Origin of the sequence: Sinomicrobium sp., assembly GCA_029266035.1 — a bacterium.
Classification (GTDB): Bacteria; Bacteroidota; Bacteroidia; order Flavobacteriales; family Flavobacteriaceae; genus Sinomicrobium.
On record JAJUFH010000026.1, the window covers coordinates 22,391 to 43,506 of the forward strand.

General features: G+C 43.2%; 14 protein-coding genes. 13 read left to right on the forward strand and 1 reads right to left on the reverse strand.

Annotated elements, in window-relative coordinates; translation table 11 throughout:
• Window positions 1–107: 107 nt before the first annotated feature.
• The 11 genes from ACYZZR_RS11200 (at window position 108) to ACYZZR_RS11250 (ending at window position 17,406) form a co-directional block, all read left to right on the forward strand.
• Window positions 108–839 carry a TrmH family RNA methyltransferase gene (locus ACYZZR_RS11200; protein WP_461534095.1) on the forward strand — a complete coding sequence of 244 codons (732 nt, stop codon included), beginning with the start codon at window positions 108–110 and terminating at the stop codon, window positions 837–839.
• A gap of 229 nt (window positions 840–1,068) precedes the next feature.
• Window positions 1,069–3,777: a GH92 family glycosyl hydrolase gene (locus tag ACYZZR_RS11205; RefSeq protein WP_461534096.1), complete on the forward strand. Its 2,709-nt coding sequence runs from the start codon at window positions 1,069–1,071 to the stop codon at window positions 3,775–3,777.
• A 37-nt stretch (window positions 3,778–3,814) separates the two neighbouring features.
• Complete coding sequence (locus ACYZZR_RS11210; protein WP_461534097.1) at window positions 3,815–6,928, forward strand: SusC/RagA family TonB-linked outer membrane protein; 3,114 nt, start codon at window positions 3,815–3,817, stop codon at window positions 6,926–6,928.
• 18 nt (window positions 6,929–6,946) lie between these two features.
• Entirely contained in the window at window positions 6,947–8,392 is a 1,446-nt protein-coding gene (locus ACYZZR_RS11215) for a RagB/SusD family nutrient uptake outer membrane protein (protein ID WP_461534098.1), read from the forward strand.
• A 59-nt stretch (window positions 8,393–8,451) separates the two neighbouring features.
• On the forward strand, window positions 8,452–9,300 hold the full coding sequence (locus tag ACYZZR_RS11220) for a hypothetical protein (protein WP_461534099.1): 849 nt from the start codon (window positions 8,452–8,454) through the stop codon (window positions 9,298–9,300).
• 25 nt (window positions 9,301–9,325) lie between these two features.
• A complete protein-coding gene (locus ACYZZR_RS11225; protein WP_461534100.1) occupies window positions 9,326–10,537 on the forward strand; it encodes a DUF4185 domain-containing protein in 1,212 nt (403 codons plus the stop codon).
• Complete coding sequence (locus ACYZZR_RS11230; RefSeq protein WP_461534101.1) at window positions 10,521–11,891, forward strand: sugar porter family MFS transporter; 1,371 nt, start codon at window positions 10,521–10,523, stop codon at window positions 11,889–11,891. The genes ACYZZR_RS11225 and ACYZZR_RS11230 overlap by 17 nt, the downstream gene beginning before the upstream one ends.
• Before the next feature lie 10 nt (window positions 11,892–11,901).
• Complete coding sequence (locus tag ACYZZR_RS11235; protein WP_461534102.1) at window positions 11,902–12,852, forward strand: ROK family protein; 951 nt, start codon at window positions 11,902–11,904, stop codon at window positions 12,850–12,852.
• A complete protein-coding gene (locus ACYZZR_RS11240; protein ID WP_461534103.1) occupies window positions 12,830–14,584 on the forward strand; it encodes a class I mannose-6-phosphate isomerase in 1,755 nt (584 codons plus the stop codon). The genes ACYZZR_RS11235 and ACYZZR_RS11240 overlap by 23 nt, the downstream gene beginning before the upstream one ends.
• Before the next feature lie 14 nt (window positions 14,585–14,598).
• A complete protein-coding gene (locus ACYZZR_RS11245; protein ID WP_461534104.1) occupies window positions 14,599–16,566 on the forward strand; it encodes a sialate O-acetylesterase in 1,968 nt (655 codons plus the stop codon).
• A 93-nt stretch (window positions 16,567–16,659) separates the two neighbouring features.
• Entirely contained in the window at window positions 16,660–17,406 is a 747-nt protein-coding gene (locus ACYZZR_RS11250) for a GntR family transcriptional regulator (RefSeq protein WP_461534105.1), read from the forward strand.
• A 22-nt stretch (window positions 17,407–17,428) separates the two neighbouring features.
• On the opposite strand, the gene ACYZZR_RS11255 is transcribed toward ACYZZR_RS11250, so the two are convergent.
• Window positions 17,429–18,349, reverse strand: a complete 921-nt coding sequence (locus ACYZZR_RS11255) for a sulfite exporter TauE/SafE family protein (RefSeq protein ID WP_461534106.1) — start codon at window positions 18,347–18,349, stop codon at window positions 17,429–17,431.
• Window positions 18,350–18,666: 317 nt separating this feature from the next.
• Here ACYZZR_RS11255 and ACYZZR_RS11260 point away from each other — a divergent pair, with 317 nt between their 5' ends.
• Window positions 18,667–19,947 carry an O-acetylhomoserine aminocarboxypropyltransferase/cysteine synthase family protein gene (locus ACYZZR_RS11260; RefSeq protein ID WP_461534108.1) on the forward strand — a complete coding sequence of 427 codons (1,281 nt, stop codon included), beginning with the start codon at window positions 18,667–18,669 and terminating at the stop codon, window positions 19,945–19,947.
• 196 nt (window positions 19,948–20,143) lie between these two features.
• Window positions 20,144–20,944: a TIGR00266 family protein gene (locus ACYZZR_RS11265; protein WP_461534109.1), complete on the forward strand. Its 801-nt coding sequence runs from the start codon at window positions 20,144–20,146 to the stop codon at window positions 20,942–20,944.
• Window positions 20,945–21,116: the final 172 nt, after the last annotated feature.

The window sequence follows — 21,116 nt, forward strand, 5'->3', positions numbered from 1 at the left end:
AAACAACGGGTTTTAACAGGTTTCAGATTTTATGAATAACCAGAGTCTCTTAGGTTCTTTGGTTAGACAAAGATGTAAAAAAAATGTGTGAAAATACACTGTGACGGATGGTTAGTAAAAGCGAAATTAAACTAATAACGGGTTTAGACCAAAAAAAGTACCGCAAGCGACATGGAATATTTGTGGCTGAAGGTGTAAAAGTTATTACCGAGCTTATCGATGCTGGGATGAATTTGAGGGAATTGTACACCACAGATACCGACTGTTTTCCTGCTGCCCTTAGCTGTACACGAGAGATATCAGAGCAAGAGTTGAAAAAAATCAGTCGCTTGAAAACACCGAATAAAGCACTTGCCCTTTTTGAGATACCGGCAGAAAAAGAAATCAAAAACTCCGGATTGGTGCTTGTTCTCGACGACATAAGGGATCCGGGTAATCTGGGTACCATCATCCGCTTGTGTGACTGGTTTGGTGTAGATCAGTTAGTTTGCAGTGCTACGACAGTAGATTGCTACAACGCCAAAGTGGTACAGGCCAGTATGGGATCTCTGGCTCGGGTAAATGTAGTGTACAGGGAGTTGGAAAACTATATTCAAGAATCTGAACTCCCCGTATTTACAGCCGATATGAACGGTGAGAATGTTTACGACTCCCACTTGCCCGAACAAGGTATCTTAGTAATGGGGAATGAGGCCAATGGCATATCAGACAAAATACGCTCGCTCTCCCACAAAATTCTTTCAATCCCCCGCTTTGGATATATGCAACAAACAGAGAGCCTTAATGTGGCTACTGCAACCGCGGTTCTTTTAAGTGAATTCCGCAGAAGAGGGAATTAATAATTGCGTGTTTCTGCGAGGAGGACAGTGTTTTAAACCTTCGTTTGTTCAGAATAAAATTTTAAGCGCAATAATCCCTTGTTGTATATGGTATTGATAAGCGTAATAGCTCCTAAAAATAGAATAACATAAAATATAATTGAAAAAAATATATAATTCGTAATTTTCGTGTTATTTTTTGTTTACATTTGTATAATGTCCATATGTATGAACATATAAAATTAAACTGATGAAAAGAAAAGGTAAAATAAGGCTTTTGAGTACTGCTGTTATTTTCTTTTTGGCCTGTGTGCTGTACGGGCAAACGGGAAACATAGCTAAGGAAGCTAGAATATCGGCTTCAACGATTTTATCGGATGCCTTTTCTCCACAAAATATTGCAGATGGTATTATAGGGGTTCCGGGAGTGGGCGAATGGGCATGCGAAGGGGTCACGACAGATTGGGGATACATTCGTTTTCCTTGGGTTGAATTGCGTTGGGAGAAGCCACGGAAAATCAATCGAATAGTTGTATACGATCGTCCTACTGAAAAAGAATTTACTGCAGGGGGCAAGCTTGTGTTTAGCGATGGGAGTTCGATATGGGTAAACCGCATACCGAATAATGGAGAAGGAAAGGAGGTTCGATTTGATACCAAAGCAGTAGAATGGGTGAAATTTCAGGTCACTGATGGTGATGGGAAAGATTTGGGATTGTCTGAAATAGAGGTGTTTGCGGCTCCAGAAGATAGGGATGAGGCTGTTTTTTGGGTAGACCCTTATATTGAAACCAACCGGGGCCGTTATTTGTTTTTTATCACGGGATCCAGACCGTTTGGTATGATGAGTGCCGCTCCTCTTACACGAAATAAGAATCAGAATGGCGGCGGTTATAATTACAATGACGAACATATTCTAGGCTTTGAGCAAATTCACAGTTGGATGCTGGGTGGACTGGAAATTATGCCCGCACCTGCAGCGGTAGATCCTACCAGAGGGCAGGAGGGCTGGAAGTCGGCTTTTAGTCATGAGGACGAAATAGTGCAACCGGGGTATCAGCGAGTTTATCTCAAGGATCATGGTGTTCGTACAGAATTTACCGCCACTGACAGGGTGAGTTTTTACCGTTTCGCTTTTACAAAAACTATGGAAACTCAGGTGTTGACTAATCTCGGTGGATATGTGAGCAATGTGCAGATGGAAAACGCATATGTGCAGCGAAAGGGAGAACGCACTATAGAAGGGTATTTCAGTACAACGAATCGCTTTTGGGGAGGGCCGGAAGACGTGAAGGTCTTTTTTGTAGCAGAATTTGACAAGCCTTTTAAGCGAGTTGATGGGTGGACTGGTAAAAGGCGTTTTTACAATATAAATGAAATTGAAGGCGATAGTACCGGAGTTACCGCAATTTACGATGTAAGTGCGGGAGATGTGTTGCAGATGAAGATAGCTATTTCCTATACCAGTGTGGAAAATGCCAGAAATAACATCAATAGAGAATGCGCTCACTGGGATTTTGACAAAGTCCATCGCGAGTCGGTCAATGAATGGAACGATTGGTTGGGAAAAATAGAAGTAAAAGGGGGGAGCCGTGAGCAAAGAGTAAAATTTTATACCGATCTGTGGCATGTGCTTTTAGGTAGACAGAAAATAAATGACATTTCTGGCGATTATCCCGATCGTACTTCAGGAATTCGAAAAGGAACTTTTACAGAGGCTGATTTTAAGATAAAGACCTTGCCCAAGGATGGAAATGGCAATTTGGAGTTCAATATGTACAATTCGGATGCTTGGTGGCTTACACAGTGGAATCTGAATGTGTTGTGGGGACTCGCATGGCCGGAGGTAATGGATGAGATGTCAGCTTCTATGGTACAGTATGCAGTTAACGGTGGACTCTTACCCCGTGGCCCCAGTGGTGGCGGTTATTCTTATATCATGACAGGGTCCCCGGCAACCAATCTCATCGTTTCCACTTTTCAGAAGGGCTTACTCACCAAAATAGATAGCGAAATTGCATATGATGTAGTGAAAAGAAATCTGTTACCGGGAGGGATGCTTGGAGATGCCGCCGATATCCAATTTTATACAGACAATGGATACTGGCCTGAAAATGCAGGAATCACCCTTGAGGCTTCTTTTCAAGATTACGCCTTGTCGCAAATGGCAAAAACAATGGGGAAAAATAAAGATTATCGTTTTTTTAGCAAGAGAGCAAGTGGATGGAAGACGCTATTTAACTCGGAGCAGAAATTGATATTCCCAAGAGATCGAAAAGGTAACTTTATGCACAACGACCCACTTTCAGGAAAAGGCTGGATTGAAGCCAATGCTTGGCAGGCTACATGGTCGGTATCACATCAAATTGAGGAACTGGCCTCACTGATGGGAGGGGAAGATGTACTGTGCGACAAACTCAATCACGCTTTCGAAATGGCAGAAGAAGACGATTTTGTCTTTGCCTACAACGAAGGGTATGTGAGCTATGCCAATCAGCCCGGTTGTTCTAATGCCCATGTTTTTAATCACGCCGGAAAACCTTGGCTCAGCCAGTATTGGGTTCGCAAAGTAGGGAAACAGGCATATGGAGGTACTACTCCCGATTTGGGGTATGGCGGGCACGATGAAGACCAAGGGCAGATGGGAGGAGTCAGTGCTTTAATGGCTATCGGACTGTTTAGTCTCGATGGCAATGTTTCTCAAAATCCGGTATACGATATTACCAGTCCGGTTTTCGATGAGGTGCTGATCAAACTCGACCCAAAATACTACGAAGGAAAAGAATTTAAGATCATTACCCATAACAACAGCCCCGATCATGTGTACATTCAAAAAGCCCTTTTAAACGGAGAGGAATATCAGAAATACTGGTTTTCTCACAATGTTTTTCAAAAAGGAGGGAGCCTTGAACTCTACCTTGGCGACAAACCTAATATGCAGTGGGGAACCAAGAATTGAGATCTAAAATGAGTAGCAATCAAAAATCTGTTTTATTATGAAAATACACCGATTAATAAGAGCATATGCTCTGTTTCTATCTCTTCTCTGTTTCGGGATGTCTGCAAAAGGCTTTGCTTTTCAGCAACAGGAAAAGATAGTGATTAGCGGAACGGTTCGGTCTGTTGATGGAGAAGCTCTCGCCGGAAGTACTGTTGCGGTAAAAGGAACAAATACAGGTACCATTGCAGATTTTGACGGAAATTTTGAGATAGAAATCCCGGATAGAAACGCAGTACTGGTATTCAGCTATGTCGGATTTAGCCCTAAAGAAGTGCGAGTTGGAGTGCAAACGGTACTGCAGGTGGAGTTAGAACCCGATATGGGAAAACTCTCTGAAGTAATCGTTATCGGATATGGCAGTCAGCGGAAATCTGATGTTACCGGGGCTGTTTCTTCTGTAAGTGCTGAAGAATTACAGGCTGTGCCGGCTTCGAGTTTCGAACAGGCATTGCAAGGTAGAGCGGCAGGTGTACAGGTTACCCAGGCTTCTGGAGTCCCGGGAGGGGGTACCAATATACGTATTAGGGGAACGAGCTCGGTGAACGCCAGTAGTGAGCCTTTGTATGTTATAGACGGAATGCTTGTAAACAGCGAGGTAGGAGAAACCTCTGCAGGTGGAAGGGGGGGCGGGATAAGTCCGCTTTCGACCATCAATCCGAACGATATAGAATCTATAGAAATTCTCAAAGATGCTTCGGCAACAGCTATTTACGGTTCAAGAGGGGCCAATGGGGTAGTTTTGATCACAACGAAAAAAGGAAAGGAAGGGAGAGAGACCATCAGTTTTAACGCGTATTACGGAGTACAGCAGTTGTCAAATAAATTACACCTCCTCGACGCGAGGGAATACGCAACTCTTGTAAATGAGGCCGAAGTGAATGCTGGGCGCAATCCCATTTATGTAAACCCGTCTTCCTTGGGCAAGGGTACCGACTGGCAGGATGAATTGTTCAGGACAGCGCAGGTCTCCGATTATCAACTCACTTTTTCGGGTGGTGATGCAAAGACAAAGTACGCCATTTCTGGCGGATTGTTTACTCAGGATGGTATTGTGACGGGGTCCGATTTTCGCAGATATTCTTTCCGTGTTAACCTCGAACGCGAGCTGAGCGACAAATTTAAAATAGGAAACAATCTATCCTATGCGAGGATTGTATCAAACGGAGTGCTTACTGGTCCCGGACAAATCGTTCCGGGAGTCGTGGCCAATGCCTTGCAAATAAACCCTATACTCCCGGTGTATGATCCGAATCAGCCAGGTGGATACACTTTCGAGCACGATCGCAAAGACGCAGTAGCTAATCCGGTGGCTGAAGCTCGAGAATACGAGTCGAGAACGGTTACTTCAAGGCTTCTCGGAAATGTGTTTGCCGAATATGCAATTACTGAAAATCTCAATTTTCGCAGTAGTCTAGGGATTGATTTGCTGCACACCAAAAACAGTGCCTTCGGACCAAATTTTCTGAAACGTACAGAGAGCAGCCGAGGAGAGGCATCTATAGCTACACTCGATGCGCTGACTTGGCTCAATGAGAACACACTAACCTATAATAAGAACTTTGACGGAGGAGATCATCTTACGGCGCTTCTGGGATTTACGTTACAAGAATTCCAAAATGAATCGCTCACCAGTATAGCTTTTGGTTTTCCCGATGGACGAACAGGATATCACAATTTGTCTGCCGCAGAAAATCCGCAACCTCCTGTAAACGACGAGTCAAGATGGTCGCTTGTGTCTTATTTGGCACGAGTCAATTACGTGATGAAAGACAAATATTTGTTCACTATTTCCGGAAGGGTCGACGGTTCTTCAAAGTTTGCAAAGGGCAATCAATACGGTTTTTTCCCCTCAGCTGCATTTGCATGGCGTGTGATCAATGAAGATTTTATGAAGGACTCTCAACTTTTTAGCGATCTAAAACTGCGTTTGAGTTACGGTGTTATCGGAAATCAATCTATAGCTTCCTATAATTCCCTTGCTTTGGTAGCGCCTTTCGGTGAAGGAGTGTTTAATAATGGAGCGGGAAGTCCGGATGTGTTTTACGGTCAGGAACCCAGCAGTTACCCTAATCGCGATCTGAAATGGGAAACCACCAGACAGGCAAACCTCGGAGTGGATATGGCATTCTGGAATGGAAAGTTACGAGTTACAGCAGAAGTATACGACAAAAAAACCTCCGATCTCTTATTGGGAACTCCTATTCCCTTTACTTCGGGCTTTCAGACTACTCTGTTGAATGTGGGAAATGTACAGAACCGCGGATTTGGTTTGGAAGTGGGAGCCGATATTTTTAATGGGGCATTCTCTTGGAATGCTTCGGGAAATTTTTCCGTAAATCGCAATAAAGTGACCAATTTGGCTAGGGACGAGGATATTAACCTCCTGGTAGGTGGAAGCATACTGAAGGAAGGAAAACCCATAGGAACTTTTGAAGGCTATGTTTTTGAAGGCATATATCAAACCGATGCCGATGCCGCAGCTGGTCCGGCATTGAGGGGGCAAACCCCCACTGCAGGAGATCGTCGATATAGGGATATAAGTGGTCCGGATGGAAGCCCCGACGGTTTTATAGACGAATATGATCTCACCGTAATAGGAACGGCCGAGGCCGACTATACCTGGGGCTTGAACAATGAATTCTCCTATAAGAATTTTAGTTTGAATATTTTTATTCAAGGCAGCCAAGGGAATGATATGGTCAATATGAACTTGCTCAATCAGGAAAATATGAATGGGCAACAGAACGTCTTGGCAAAGGCAGGTCTCAACCGATGGACTCCAGAAAACCCGAGCAATACTTATCCCAAAGCATCGGCAAATGACTCCTTCAACAGTACCTTCTCATCGGCATTTGTTGAGGATGCCTCTTATGTGAGAGTAAAGAATGTAACCTTGGGATATAATTTCCCGAAGAAACTGACCGATCGTTTTGGGATTAGCAACCTACGTGTATATGCCAGTGCCACCAACCTGTTTACGTGGACCAATTACAGCGGATATGATCCCGAAGGCAATGCCTATGGAGGTACTACCAATATCGTTGGAGTAGATGATGGCAACTATCCTCAAACGAGAATGTACACATTTGGAATTAACCTCGGATTTTAAACACAAAAAGACAACGCGATGAAAACAATATATAATTTTCTATTAAAGCCATACAGTTGTTTGCTGTGTGCACTCCTGTTCTTTTCTTGTAGTGATTTTCTAGAGGAAAATCCCGAAAACCAGGTGGCCACCAGTAATTATTACAAAACTGCACAGGATGCCTTGGCTGCAGTAAATTCCGTTTATGCCCATCTTGGAGCATACGACGCCTCCAGGGGAAATACTGCGGGGGTTTATCACAGTACGTTTTGGGTAACCATTGGTCTTGCTTCCGATGAGATGAACAATAACCAGCTAGGGGCACCACAGTTCGATCAGCTGGAAACTTTTACCTATAATGCCGACAATGTAGCCCTGCAGGAAATATGGGAGGTTCATTACAAGACTATTTATCTAGCCAACGTTGCCATAGCGCGCATTCCGGGTATTGAAATGGACGAGGTTATAAGAAACCGATATGTCAATGAAGCAAAGTTTTTAAGGGGACTGCTTTACTTTAATATGGTTCGGATGTTTGGACAAATACCATTGGTTATTACTGAAGATGCCCCGCTCAATCCAGAAGTGGCTTCTACTGATGAAATTTACCAACAGATTATAAATGATCTCACCGATGCCGAGGCACTTCCGCCTGATGGGGAGATACAAGAAGGAAGAGCTACACAGGGCGCTGCACAGGCTTTGTTGGCTCGGGTATATCTGCGTATGGGAGAGTATCAACTGGCTTCAGATAAGGCTTTTGATGTCATAGATTCGGGTTTATACGGGTTGTGGGATCAATACAAAGACGCCTTCCGCATTGAAAATCGAGGAGGAAAGGAAGCTGTTTTTTCTGTGGGATTTGGCGATGCAGGAGGAGCTATTTCCTTCTGGGAAGTAGGGCAATTTAATGTCAGATTATTACCGGCTGCTTTAAGTGCTGAGGTAGATGGGATATCTAACACTCAAGGATGGCAAATCGCCAACGACAATATGTATGCCACCTTTGCTGCGGCAGACGAACGCCGAGAGGATACTTTTATGACCAGTTTTATCGCTTCTGATAATTCTACTGTAAACTTGGATCACGTGTATATCGATAAATATTGGGATGCTGTAGCCGATCCGACGGCAGGAGGATCTTTTAACGATTTTCCGGTTATCCGCTATGCCGATGTATTGCTCGTATATGCCGAAGCACAAGCCAGATTGGGAAAGTTTGACAGAGCCAATGAGTATCTGAATAAAATAAGACAAAGAGCCAACTTGGGAGAAGTAGAGGCCAGTAATATGGAAGATTTTATAGACCTTTTGGTCGAAGAAAGAGGCAAGGAATTTATAGGAGAAGGACAGCGTTGGTTCGATCTTACTAGACTTGGAAGACTTAGTCAACGCGTGGAAGCCATAAAGGGAATCTCGGTGGCAGAGCAGTACAATCTCTTTCCCATTCCGCAGCGTGAAAAATTGGTTAATCCCAATCTATAGAAGAATAAAAACATCAAATTCCGAAAGGATATTTGCATGATCAACCAAAAATAAACAATATGAAAACCATAGTATATTACCTTGTATTTTCTGTAGCCTTTGCCCTGCTTTCCGGGTGTGACGAAGACGAGCAGACTCCGGAAGACTATTACGACCAAGGAGATTTTCTGATCGGTTTGAGTGCCGAAAAAATCCCAGGTCAAGGACAGTACATGAGTCGCCTGGAATCGGGAGACACTCTTGATCTTAAAATTTCAGTAAAATCTCCTGAAGACTTGGAAAAACTAGAGATCAGCAAGACTGTAAACCTACAGAAAGACAGCTCATTCGGTCAAGATGGAACCCTACAGCTACAGGCTTCAGGAACAGAATTCGATTATGCGTTTGTCTATATTCCCACTGTTGATGATGTAGACAAATTGGTGGGGTTTAGCTTTAAGGCAATCACTTTAGGGGGACGGGAAAAGACCAGTGATCTCACTGCAAGTATTACCCTGAGTCCGAGAGATAATCTTCCGCGTCGAAGATGGGAATGGACGTCAATTCTACATGTAAATAATGAGGATGACCCTAATTCGGAAGTAATAGAGGAATGTGAAAAAGACAATGCCTATCTCTTTAATGCCGACGGTACCATGAGCTTGGAATACGGAACAGAAACGGGAGCCGGAGCCTGTGCACTCGACGGGTTGAATGCTTTTAGTAAGTGGTATATTACAGAAGACGAACAACACTTTGTCATGGAAAAGTACAATGTGTTTACACCGGATATCATTGTTGCTGATGTATTTGAAATTAAGAGTCTTACCGTAGATAGAATAGAACTACAGCTTACCGCTGACCTTTCTGAGCTGGGACTGCGAGACGAGGAGGTGTTTCTCTATATCTTCGAAGCTGCACCTAGGTAAAAACGGATTTTGAAAAGTAAATAAAATGAATTGTAAAAAAAGTAAATATACTGTTGTCTTTGAGGTGATATGTGCGCTGCTTCTCCTATCCTGTAAAAATGATGTACACGATAAGAATAAGAAAGGTGATTTGTTGCCCGGTGAGGTGACTTATAGCGTAGAACGGGCTCCGGAGTGGACAGCAGTTTTTAATAGAGATTCAGGCTGGTTCGGAGGGGATGGTATTTTTGCAATACCCTATTCGGGAGAAGACCGAGGCAAAGAGGGCGACAGTATCGTATTCTTGTTCAGTGATACCATGGTGGGTGAGATTGTCAACGACTCTCTGATGCCCGGATATAGCATGGTAAACAACTCTATGGCGCTGTATCAAAAAGGAGAAGAGCCCGAAACAACGACGTTTTTCCTGGCCGAAGACGATAAAGATAAGGCTGCAACCATGTTGGTGCCCGATAGCAAAAGCGGAGAGTATTACTGGTTAGGGGATGGTTTTGTAAACCGAAAACAAGGAGGAAATCTCTATCTATTTGCTTATCGCATACGCAATACCGAAACAGATGATCTCTTGCCTTTTGAAGAAACCGGTAACGACCTTCTAATTGTAGAAGACAAAAGCGGGATTCCTTTTAAAGCACGAGCCTTGAACATCCCTTTTTTTGGTTCTGGAGACATTGAAAACAGGATTTCTTTTGGTGTAGGTATTCAAGACGATGAGAAAGAGTACGTGTATATATACGGTGTTCGCGGTCAGCGCAAGGAGTTGGTTTGCGCTAGAGTGCATTATGAGAAAATAGAAGATTTTAATGCCTGGGAATTTCGAAATGCCGATGGCTGGACCAGAGAGATAGAACACACAATTGCGCTTGCAGACAGTGTGTCTAATGAGCTTAGTGTGTCCCACTTAGACAATGGACGCTATGCACTGATATACCAATACGGAGGCATATATCCCAATATATATATGCAAGTTGGAGATACGCCTTATGGCCCCTTTGGCGAAAGAAAGGAAATATGGAATACTACCACAGATATAGACGATCCCGACCTGTTTACTTATAACGCTAAGGCACATCCCGCAATTTCGAAAAAAGGAGAACTGTTGGTGAGTTACAATGTGAATAGTTTTAATTTTTTTGATGTTATAGAGAACAAGCCACATCTGTACAGACCGAGATTTATCCGGATAAAATTTGAGGAGGCAAAAAACAATAATAAAATCGATGAAAGATCAGAGTAATAACAGAGGAATTTTTAAGGGATACATTGTTCATATTACCGTAGTCGCTGCCCTCGGAGGTTTGCTGTTTGGTTATGATACTGCCGTTATTGCAGGTGCAATAGGTTATTTAGAGGAAAAATTTGCTCTGAGTCCAGCTCTTGTAGGTTGGGCGGCGAGTAGTGCTATTTGGGGATGTATTCTCGGGGCTGCGGTTGCAGGATATATCAGTGATCGGTATGGTCGGAAAACAATACTGATTACAGCTGGAGTATTCTTCTTTGTCTCTGCTCTGGGTTCGGCCTTGGCTGTAGACCTCACAACTTTTGTCCTCGCGAGATTTGTAGGAGGAATAGGGGTTGGAGCTGCCTCTATGTTGTCTCCATTGTATATATCGGAGGTGTCTCCTGCGGCATCTAGAGGACGATTGGTAAGTGTATATCAGTTAGCCATCGTATTCGGTATCAATATTATTTACATCATCAATTATCTAATCACTATTTCGGGAAGCAATGCCTGGAATGTGGAATACGGATGGCGCTATATGTTAGGGTCTGAGGTTGTTCCGTCCATACTCTTTTTTGCGCTTTTGTTTACAGTACCGGAAAGTCCGAGATGGTTGATGAAAAAAGGAAGAGAGCAAAAGGCTGGAGAAATCCTTCGCCGTATAAACGGAGAACAGGCCGATTTGATACAGGAAGAGATTCGGAACACCTTAGACGTAGAGACGGGAAAATGGAGTGATCTTTTGGGGAAAGGATTGAGACTTGCCCTTGTTGTGGGAGTTGTTCTAGCTCTGTTTTCACAGATTACCGGAATCAATGCAGTGATATATTTTGCTCCCGAAATTTTCAAGAGTATTGGTTTTGCGGTAGAGTCGGCTTTCTATCAGACTATTTTTATCGGTCTTATCAATACGGCCTTCACTTTTGTAGCCTTGTGGCTTATCGACAGGATAGGGCGTAGAAAATTGTTGTTATGGGGAGTGTCTGGCATGGTGTTTTGCCTGTGTGCGATAGGAATTTGCTTTCATTTTGAAATAACTAAGGGGCCCTGGCTTATTCTTTTTGTCTTGGGCTTTATAGCTTGTTTTGCATCTTCACTCGGACCTATTCCATGGGTAATACTTTCAGAAATATTTCCGACAAAAATACGGGGTATAGCCATGTCACTTTGCACTTTCATGCTGTGGATAGGAGTCATTTTTATCACCCAGTTTACTCCACTGATGTTAGATGAGTTGGGAGGGGCTTATACGTTCTGGATATTTATGATTAATGCGCTAATACTTCTGTTGTTTACTTGGAAGTTTATTCCGGAAACAAAAGGAAAAAGTCTTGAACAGATAGAAAAAGACTGGATTAAAACCCGATAAAATGTAGTATATGAGAAATGTAAATATCGGTATCGATTTGGGAGGCACCCTTATAAAAACAGCTCTGGTCGAAGAAGACGGAAATATCTGTGAACTAAAAACCCTCGAGGCAAAATCGGGTCGTAGTATGGATTGTGTATTGAGGGATATCGAAGCTGTGGTACACAAGTTTTGTGCAGATAAAACCTATAAAGTAAGAGGAATAGGTATCGCTTTTCCCGGAATTGTAGATGTCGAAAATAATCGAGTGCTTTCGAAATATGTGAAGTATCCCGGTGCATCACAAACGAATTTTGAGGACTGGGCTCAACGAAATTGGAGATTACCCATAGCCATAGAAAATGATGCCCGTGCAGCCTTGTTGGGAGAATGGCAGTACGGGTCGGGGAGAGGGAGTGACAACTTGTTGATGATTACTCTGGGTACCGGAGTTGGATCGGCAGTACTCATAGAGGGAAAATTGCTCAGAGGAAAAAATTTCCTAGCTGGAAATTTAGGAGGACATATGAGTATAGATTACCACGGTATACAGTGCAATTGTGGAAATATTGGTTGTGTGGAAAGCTTGGCGTCGACCTGGGCGCTGAAAGATTTACTTGAAAAGAGAGAAGATTGGACTAAAAGCGCTTTAAACCGTGAGAAAAGTGTGGATTACGAAAGTGTTTTTCGCTGTGCAAAGGCCGGTGATAAGGTTGCAGTAGAGATACGAGATAACAGTATAAAAGCGTGGGGTATTGGTGTTGTCAACCTCATTCACGCCTACGATCCCGACAAGATAATTATAGGTGGAGGGATTATGAAAAGTAAGGATGAAATACTCCCAGGGATAGAAAAAATAATTGAAAAACACAGCTGGATACCCGTGGGAAGTTTGCCTGTAGTGGTAGCAGACAAAAAGGAAACAGCAGGTATTTTAGGAACAAATTATATATTGAATAATGAAAGAAAAAATGGTGTCTAATTATGACAAATACCCTAAAATAAGGGTAAGTGGAAATGAATTTGGGTGTATACGTGGTTGGGAGGCAATATGCCAAGAGATAGGAGAGAAATCAGGCAACAGAAGAAGGGTAGTCATCGAGACCTATCAAGGAGTCGATATTGCTGAGGTGAAGACCATTCTTAAAAAATATCTCGGCTCTTGCAGGATCTACGAAAGCACCCAAGCGATGAAATCTGAAAAGGAAATCATCAAAATGGTGTATCCCTATGTCACAGACGACAGGGTTTTTGGATATATGACCGATTTGACCCTTGAGGATTTTTTCGATACTGAACGCCAAAGAAAGCTGAAAGAAGAGATAGAAGCTGATAGCGAAGATTTTCAGATAGTCCTTGGTCCGGGTGCCAGTTTGTGTTGTGGAGAAAGTGATCTAATTGTTTATATGGATATGCCTCGCTGGGAGTTACAACTTCGAATGCGAAGACACGAAGTGAGTAATCTCGGTGTGACCAATCAAGACTCAGACTTTGCCCTTCGAGTAAAGCAATCATTTTTTGTAGATTGGAGGGTGTTGGACAGGCATAAGAACTCGATCTTTACACAGATAGATTATTTTGTCGATACTGTACGTCCTTCAGATCCGAGAATGATTTCTGGAGCTGCGATGGAGCATATGTTGGACGCTAGTAGTAAACAGCCTTTTCGCGTCGTTCCGTTTTTTGATCCCGGCCCTTGGGGAGGGCAGTGGCTTAAGGAAGTTGCCGATCTAGACAGAGACCGTATTAACTTTGCATGGGCATTTGATTGTGTTCCTGAAGAGAATAGCCTTCTGTTCGATTTTCAGGGAATAGTTTTTGAAACACCTTCCATTAATTTGGTGCTCAGACGACCTCAACCCTTGCTAGGAAAAAGAGTATATGAAAAATTCGGCGCTGAATTTCCCATACGTTTTGATCTTTTGGATACCATGGGAGGAGGAAACCTCAGTCTTCAGGTACACCCTACCAAGGAGTATATAAAGGAAAAGTTTGGAATGCCGTATACTCAGGACGAAAGTTATTATCTACTCGACGCAGGTGACGATGCCGAAGTGTATCTCGGAATCAGAGATGAAACAGAACCGGAAAAAATGATTGCCGCATTGAAGGAGGCTCAGGAAAACGGCAGTAATTTTGATGCTGATGCTTATGTCAATAAATGGCCTGTTAAGAAACACGATCACTATCTAATCCCATCCGGAACAGTACATTGTTCGGGAATTAACAGTGTAGTATTAGAGATAAGTGCAACGCCTTATATTTTTACATTTAAATTGTGGGACTGGGGGCGATTAGGGCTTGATGGAAAACCGAGACCCATACATTTATCACACGGAGAAAAGGTTATAGATTGGAACCGGAGAAAACAATGGACGAGAGATAATCTGATTAATCAGATAGAGGAGATTGCTAGAGGAGACGGATGGAGAGAAGAAAAAACCGGCTTATATGTCTCTAATTTTATTGAAACACGGAGACATTGGTTTACGGGAGCAGCACCTCATCATACCGGAGGAAGTGTCAATGTACTCAATTTGGTAGAAGGGAGAGAAGCCGTTGTGGAAAGCCCGGAAAACAAATTTGAACCTTTTGTGGTTCACTATGCCGAAACCTTTGTGATTCCTGCCGCAGTAGGAGCTTATACCATACGCCCCACAGGAGAGTCGGAAGGTAAAGAATGCGCTACTTTGAAAGCATTTGTAAGAGAATAACAAATAAGAGATATATGATAAAAGTTGTGTTGTTTTGGCAGTTTGCCCTGACGCTTGTTTTTACAACCTATGCCCAAGAACTCCGTTTGCCAGCCTATTTTTCAGATAATATGGTGTTGCAACGAGATACTCCAATAAATCTTTGGGGTTGGAGTGTTCCAGGACAGGAGGTCAGGGTGAAAATAGGAAGTAGCTCACAACGAGACAAAAGTGATAAGGACGGAAAATGGCAGGTACAATTACCAGCTTTTCCGGCTGGGGGACCATATACCGTCAAGATTAGCTCAGGAGCCTCGGTGGTCGAGTTACATAATGTGCTAATGGGTGATGTCTGGCTCTGTGGAGGGCAGTCTAATATGGAGTGGCCGTTGGGGCAGACTCCTTTCGAGGAGACCGACACCCTGTGGCTTAAAGAGCAACAGTTAAGGCTATTAAAAATAATACCGGAGATGGATTATCGGCCGAGAGAAGATGTGCATTCTTTTGGTTGGGAGCTTCCTAATCCTGAGCGGATATCAGCGTTTTCTGCCGTGGGGTATCACTTTGGAAAATTTGTACAGCGCGAAAGTGGAGTGCCCATAGGTCTCATCAGTGTAAATCTTGGAGCCACTTCCATAGAGACTTGGATGAGTAATGAAAGCCTAAAAGCGTTTTCACAGTTTAAGGAAGAGTTGAGGCATAGTGGAAGCTTTGCCGAAGTAGAGGAAGCTTTTGACAAGAGCAAAAAAAACTGGTATAATCAATATTACTATACCGGCCCGGGCATAGCCGAAAAATGGTTTCTACCTCAAACAGATACCTCTTCCTGGAGTACGATGGAAATTGCCGGTAATACCTGGGAAGAGGAAGAAAACCTGAAAGATTTTGACGGAGCCGTGTGGTTTCGCAAGAATTTTGACCTTCCAGATGAGTTTGAAGGGGACTCTCTTCTCCTACAGTTATTACAAATAGACAATCACGATATTAGCTGGGTAAACGGACACCGCATAGGAGAAACTTTTGGTCGGCACAATCACAGAAATTACACTGTACCTGTAGATATACTCAAAAAAAAGGACAATGTACTCACGGTACGCGTTTTTGATACCGGAGGCATAGGTGGTTTTACTACTCCTGCCTTTTGGGGTAATGAAGTGTTGTGGGGTAAGTGGTATTACCGAAAGGGATTGGAATACGACGCAGATAAATTTCTGGAACAGGAACTGGTTAATGTCACCCCTTTTTCATCTCCTGCGGTGTTGTACAATGCCAACGTGGCTCCACTTACTTCATTGAATATAAAGGGTGTGATATGGTATCAGGGGGAAGCGAATGTAGCAAGGGCAGTAGAATACCGCAAGTTGTTTCCGGCACTTATTCGCGACTGGCGCAATCACTTCGGAAGAGAAATCCCATTTCTCTGGGTACAACTGGCCAATTATGGACAGGAAGCCGACACACCCAAATCATCAACCTGGGCAGAGCTTCGAGAGGCTCAGAGTATGGCTCAACACTTGCCGAATACGGCTATGGCAGTAACGATAGATATAGGAGAAGCCGAAGATATACACCCCCGAAATAAACTAGATGTGGGCAAACGCCTCGGAGCATTGGCAATGAATCTTTGTTACGGAGGGAAATATGCTGCACAATCTCCACAATTTAAAGATATGGAACGAAAAGGAGATAGCCTTTTTATTCGTTTTACCGCTGCTACGCCTGCTTTGAAAACCAGCGACAAATACGGGTATATACGAGGGTTTCAACTCGCTGCGGAAAACAGGAAATTTTATTGGGCCAAGGCTTTCTTACGCGGTGATACCGTAGTGGTATACACTCCTGGACTTCATCGTCCTGTCGCTGTGCGATACGGTTGGAGCGACAATCCTGGCAAGTTGGACCTCACCGATGAAAATGGATTACCCGTGGCTCCCTTTAGAAGTGACGACTGGAAACTGAGTACAGACGGGGTGCTATTTGATAGTAAAGCTCCTCGTTTCTGAAAGAGAATAAAAGTTTGTGGATATATGTAGGAATATATGGATGTATAAATTAGTATCTTTGTATCCTTACCAATTCCGCGGAAAAGGACAATCATGCAAAAAAAGAGTGCTATAGTATTTAAAGTGGATCATCACAATGGGATACCACTGCATTTACAAGTAGAGCAATTATTGAGGGAGCTAATAGAAAAACCAGAGTATAAGGAAGGAAAACTTCTCCCTAAGGAAGTAGAATTAGCCAAAATGCTGGGTATTTCCAGAAATACAGTCAGACAGGCCACGAATAAACTGGAACATGAAAAACTGCTGATACGTAAAAAGGGAGTAGGGACTCGAGTTGTAAAGCAAACCCTGAGTACAAAATTGAGTAATTGGGCCAGTTTTAGTGAAGAAATGCACAGCAAAGGTGTTGAATTTGTAAACTACCAAATCAATGTGTCTTGGGTAGCTGCCGATAGTGAGGTAGCTACTGCCCTACAGATTGAAGAAGGCCGCGAAGTACTTCGCATGGAACGCCTTCGAGGTCTGGATAAGGGGCCTTTTGTAAATTTTATTTCTTTTTTTCACCCTCGTATTGGACTTACAGGAAAGGAAGACTTTTCTCGTCATTTATACACCATATTGGAAAGAGATTACGCTACCATTCCTTCGGTGTCTAAAGAGAGAATCAATGCCATCCAGGCCACCCGAAAACTGGCAGAATTGCTAGATGTAAAACCTGGAAGTCCCTTGTTGTTCCGTCGGCGCTTGGTGTGCGACCCTGGAGATCGACCTATAGAGTACAATTTAGGGTACTATCGGGCGGATAGTTTTACCTATGAAATTGACATCAAGCGTTGAATCCGACAGCGTGTCTGCGGTTTTATTGGAATAGGGAAACAAGAGTGTTGGCATAATCGTTCAGGGTCTGGTAAATGGTTAGCGAGGCGGTGAGTATAACGACTAAACCTACCACGATAAACAGCACTCTTTTGTCAATGCGCGAAGCGAGGAAAGCTCCTATGGGAGCCGCAAAAATTCCCCCTGCGATTAGGCCCAGTACTACCTGCCAACTGTCTATACCTACGTAATAGAGAAAAACGCCAGTAGCAAAGAAAGTGATAAAAAATTCGGCAGTATTCACTGTTCCTATGGTTTCTCTCGGACTCTTTCCCTGATTGATGATGTTGGAGGTTACAATCGGCCCCCAGCCACCTCCTCCTATGGCGTCTAGTAGTCCGCCGAAAAAAGCGAGTAACCCCGCTCTTTTAACCTCCTTTTTTTCCTTGGGTTTGTTTCTGATGCCCTTGTATAGAATAATACTTCCCAATACGATAAGGTAGGCAGAAATATAGGGCTTTACGGTGTCTCCGTGTAATAGGTCGGATAAAAAATAGGCTCCTGCCATAGCGCCTATTACTCCGGGGATTACCAGGCGAATCAACAGTTTTTTATCGATATTCTTAAAGCGGAGATGAGATAGACCGGAAACACCTGTGGTAAACACCTCTGCAGCATGAACACTGGCAGAAGCAATTTTAGGAGAAACTCCAAAGTGTAATAACAGCGCATTGCTACTTGCACCGTAGGCCATACCCAAAGCGCCGTCGATCAATTGGGCAAAGAAACCTATGGCGACAAAAGTAAAAAAGGTGCTATCGAAAGAAAATTGGTGACCTTCACTCGAAATTATGATATAGGTGAAATAGGCAATGAGTAAAAATTTAAGCACCAGTATGGCAATGCCGATCTGCTTAAAACTAATTTTGAACAAGCTGTTCTTTAATGCCTGTATTGTTGTCATAGTTGTTCTTCTTATCTGTTGTATACCCGGAAAGTCTATTGGAGCCAGAACAGCTGACAGTCCAATTCCCGGATGAAGTATGGAAAATTCAGAGAGCGAATATAGAAAAATAATTAAATCTATCGATTTAGTAGAGATTATTTTTTACTTTTGACTCCCGATTAGATTTGATGTCTTTTAACTGAAATTTGTTAAAAATTCAAGCTTAGGTAGATAGAGTGAGAAATATGGGATATATTGTCCGTGTTACCTATGTGAGAAATATTTTTCGATTAGAAATACATATTGCGAATTCAACATATTAAAATAATAGAATTATGAGTGATTTAAAATTTGCGACCAAAGCTTTACGTGCAGGGCACGATGTTAAAGCTCACAACGGTGCAATGGCAGTACCTATCTATCAGACTACGTCTTACGTTTTTAAGAATACGGATCACGCTGCGAATGTGTTTAGTTTGGCCGAACCTGGATATATCTACACCCGGTTGAACAATCCAACCAATGATATTCTCGAACAGCGTTTGGCAGCTATCGAAGGCGGGATAGGGGCTGTGGTAACAGCTTCAGGAACCTCTGCCTTGAGTACTACCCTGCTCATTTTGCTCAAAGCGGGAGATCATATTGTAGCGTCCAATAGTTTGTACGGCGGGACTTTTAACCTCTTGAATGTGACACTTCCGAGATTGGGTATCACCACCACTTTTGTAGATCCTTCCGACCCGTCTAATTTCAGCAAGGCTACACAAGAGAATACCCGAGCCTATTTTTTCGAATCCTTGGGGAACCCGAAACTCGATATCATAGATATAGAGGCTGTTTCTAAACAGGCCAAAGATTTTAAGATACCTCTTATCGTCGACAATACGGTAGCTTCTCCGGCCTTGATTAATCCTATCGCTCACGGAGCTAATATTGTCGTTCATTCCTTGACCAAATACGTCAGTGGTAACGGTACTTCAATGGGGGGAGCTATTATAGATGCCGGAACTTTTGACTGGAGCAGTGGGAAGTTTCCAGAATTTACCCAACCTTCTCCCGGTTATCACGGCTTGGTGTACCACGACGCATTGGGAGCGGCTGCTTTTATAGCCAAAATAAGAATAGAAGGGCTTCGCGACCTCGGGGCATCTATGAGTCCGTATAACGCTTTCCAGATTATTCAGGGATTGGAAACACTCGATATCAGGATGAAAAAACACAGTGAAAACGCCCTTGAACTGGCTCGCTGGTTGTCTGAACAAGAAGAGGTGGCCTGGGTTAATTATCCGGGACTTGAAAGCAGCCCGCACCACGAGCTCGCCAAAAAATACCTCCCGAAAGGACAGAGTGGATTGCTTACCTTTGGTGTTGTTGGAGGGTTTGAAGCGGCGAAAGTTGTGGTCGATAATATCAAACTGTTTTCATTGTTGGCTAATATTGGAGATACCAAGTCTCTTGTTGTTCACCCGGCAAGTACTACACACCAACAACTTTCCGAAGCTCAACAAGCCGATGCGGGAGTTACCTCCGATCTTATTCGCCTATCGGTAGGACTGGAAGATCTGGAAGATCTGAAAGCCGATCTGAAGCAAGCATTTTCCAAAATAAAGGCATAACTTTTTTTAGTCGGACGTTGCGAACTAAGTCTATATTGTTCTGTATCCGACAAGCATTGCCACAAATCAAAATGTCCGAGGTAAAGATCTTTGCTTCGGACATTTTTTTATGCTGTAATAGTTCTTTAAAAAAATGTAACGTATTTTTAGACAGTGATACTAATAGAACGAGATTAATCTTTAAACTGTTTTGAATATGACGGCACATGAGATAGATTATACCATTTACGGCGAGGAGATGCAGTATGTGGAAATAGAATTAGATCCGCAAGAAGCTGTGGTTGCTGAAGCTGGAAGTTTTATGATGATGGACAGTGGTATTAAAATGGATACCATTTTTGGAGATGGTTCAAATCAGGACAAGGGAGTATTGGGTAAACTCTTCTCGGTAGGAAAGCGTTTGTTGACAGGAGAGAGTCTTTTTATGACGGCATTTCTAAATACTGGGGCAGGAAAGAAAAAGGTGAGTTTTGCTTCACCTTATCCGGGCAAGATCGTCGCTGTTGATCTCACCGAATTCGGAGGGAAATTTATTTGCCAGAAGGATGCTTTTCTATGTGCAGCCAAAGGAGTGAGTGTAGGTATTGAGTTTTCGAGGAAATTGGGCAGAGGCTTTTTTGGAGGAGAAGGTTTTATCATGCAGAAACTGGAAGGAGACGGTATGGCCTTTGTACATGCAGGTGGAACTATGGCCAGAAAAGTGCTGGCACCCGGAGAAGTGTTGAGAGTAGATACCGGATGTATAGTAGGCTTTACCAAAGAGGTCGATTACGATATCGAATTTGTTGGAGGCATAAAAAATACCTTGTTCGGAGGAGAAGGAATGTTTTTTGCCACTCTTCGCGGACCGGGAACAGTGTATGTACAATCGCTGCCGTTTAGTCGCCTTGCCGGTAGAGTATGGGCTGCAGCTCCTCAAGGAGGAGGAAAAGACAAAGGAGAAGGCAGTGTATTAGGAGGTCTTGGCGACTTGCTGAGCGGAGATAACCGTTTCTGATCTCCTCCGCTCTTGTGCAAGTGCAGTTTATCTAGGCACTTTCAGAAGTAAGCTAATTTCCGAAAAAAACAGACAACAAACTCTGGTGATTTTATATGGATCACCGGAGTTTTTTCTTTTTTGAGGATACCTTAGGTGTTTTAGCCGGATTGTCGTACCAAAAAGACATAGG

Excerpts from the sequence above, each read along its gene's own strand:
- ACYZZR_RS11200 (WP_461534095.1), top strand. The coding sequence starts at position 108 with ATGGTTAGTAAAAGCGAAATTAAACTAATAACGGGTTTAGACCAAAAA.
- ACYZZR_RS11205 (WP_461534096.1), top strand. The coding sequence starts at position 1,069 with ATGAAAAGAAAAGGTAAAATAAGGCTTTTGAGTACTGCTGTTATTTTC.
- ACYZZR_RS11210 (WP_461534097.1), top strand. The coding sequence starts at position 3,815 with ATGAAAATACACCGATTAATAAGAGCATATGCTCTGTTTCTATCTCTT.
- ACYZZR_RS11215 (WP_461534098.1), top strand. The coding sequence starts at position 6,947 with ATGAAAACAATATATAATTTTCTATTAAAGCCATACAGTTGTTTGCTG.
- ACYZZR_RS11220 (WP_461534099.1), top strand. The coding sequence starts at position 8,452 with ATGAAAACCATAGTATATTACCTTGTATTTTCTGTAGCCTTTGCCCTG.
- ACYZZR_RS11225 (WP_461534100.1), top strand. The coding sequence starts at position 9,326 with ATGAATTGTAAAAAAAGTAAATATACTGTTGTCTTTGAGGTGATATGT.
- ACYZZR_RS11230 (WP_461534101.1), top strand. The coding sequence starts at position 10,521 with ATGAAAGATCAGAGTAATAACAGAGGAATTTTTAAGGGATACATTGTT.
- ACYZZR_RS11235 (WP_461534102.1), top strand. The coding sequence starts at position 11,902 with ATGAGAAATGTAAATATCGGTATCGATTTGGGAGGCACCCTTATAAAA.
- ACYZZR_RS11240 (WP_461534103.1), top strand. The coding sequence starts at position 12,830 with ATGAAAGAAAAAATGGTGTCTAATTATGACAAATACCCTAAAATAAGG.
- ACYZZR_RS11245 (WP_461534104.1), top strand. The coding sequence starts at position 14,599 with ATGATAAAAGTTGTGTTGTTTTGGCAGTTTGCCCTGACGCTTGTTTTT.
- ACYZZR_RS11250 (WP_461534105.1), top strand. The coding sequence starts at position 16,660 with ATGCAAAAAAAGAGTGCTATAGTATTTAAAGTGGATCATCACAATGGG.
- ACYZZR_RS11255 (WP_461534106.1), bottom strand. The coding sequence starts at position 18,349 with ATGACAACAATACAGGCATTAAAGAACAGCTTGTTCAAAATTAGTTTT.
- ACYZZR_RS11260 (WP_461534108.1), top strand. The coding sequence starts at position 18,667 with ATGAGTGATTTAAAATTTGCGACCAAAGCTTTACGTGCAGGGCACGAT.
- ACYZZR_RS11265 (WP_461534109.1), top strand. The coding sequence starts at position 20,144 with ATGACGGCACATGAGATAGATTATACCATTTACGGCGAGGAGATGCAG.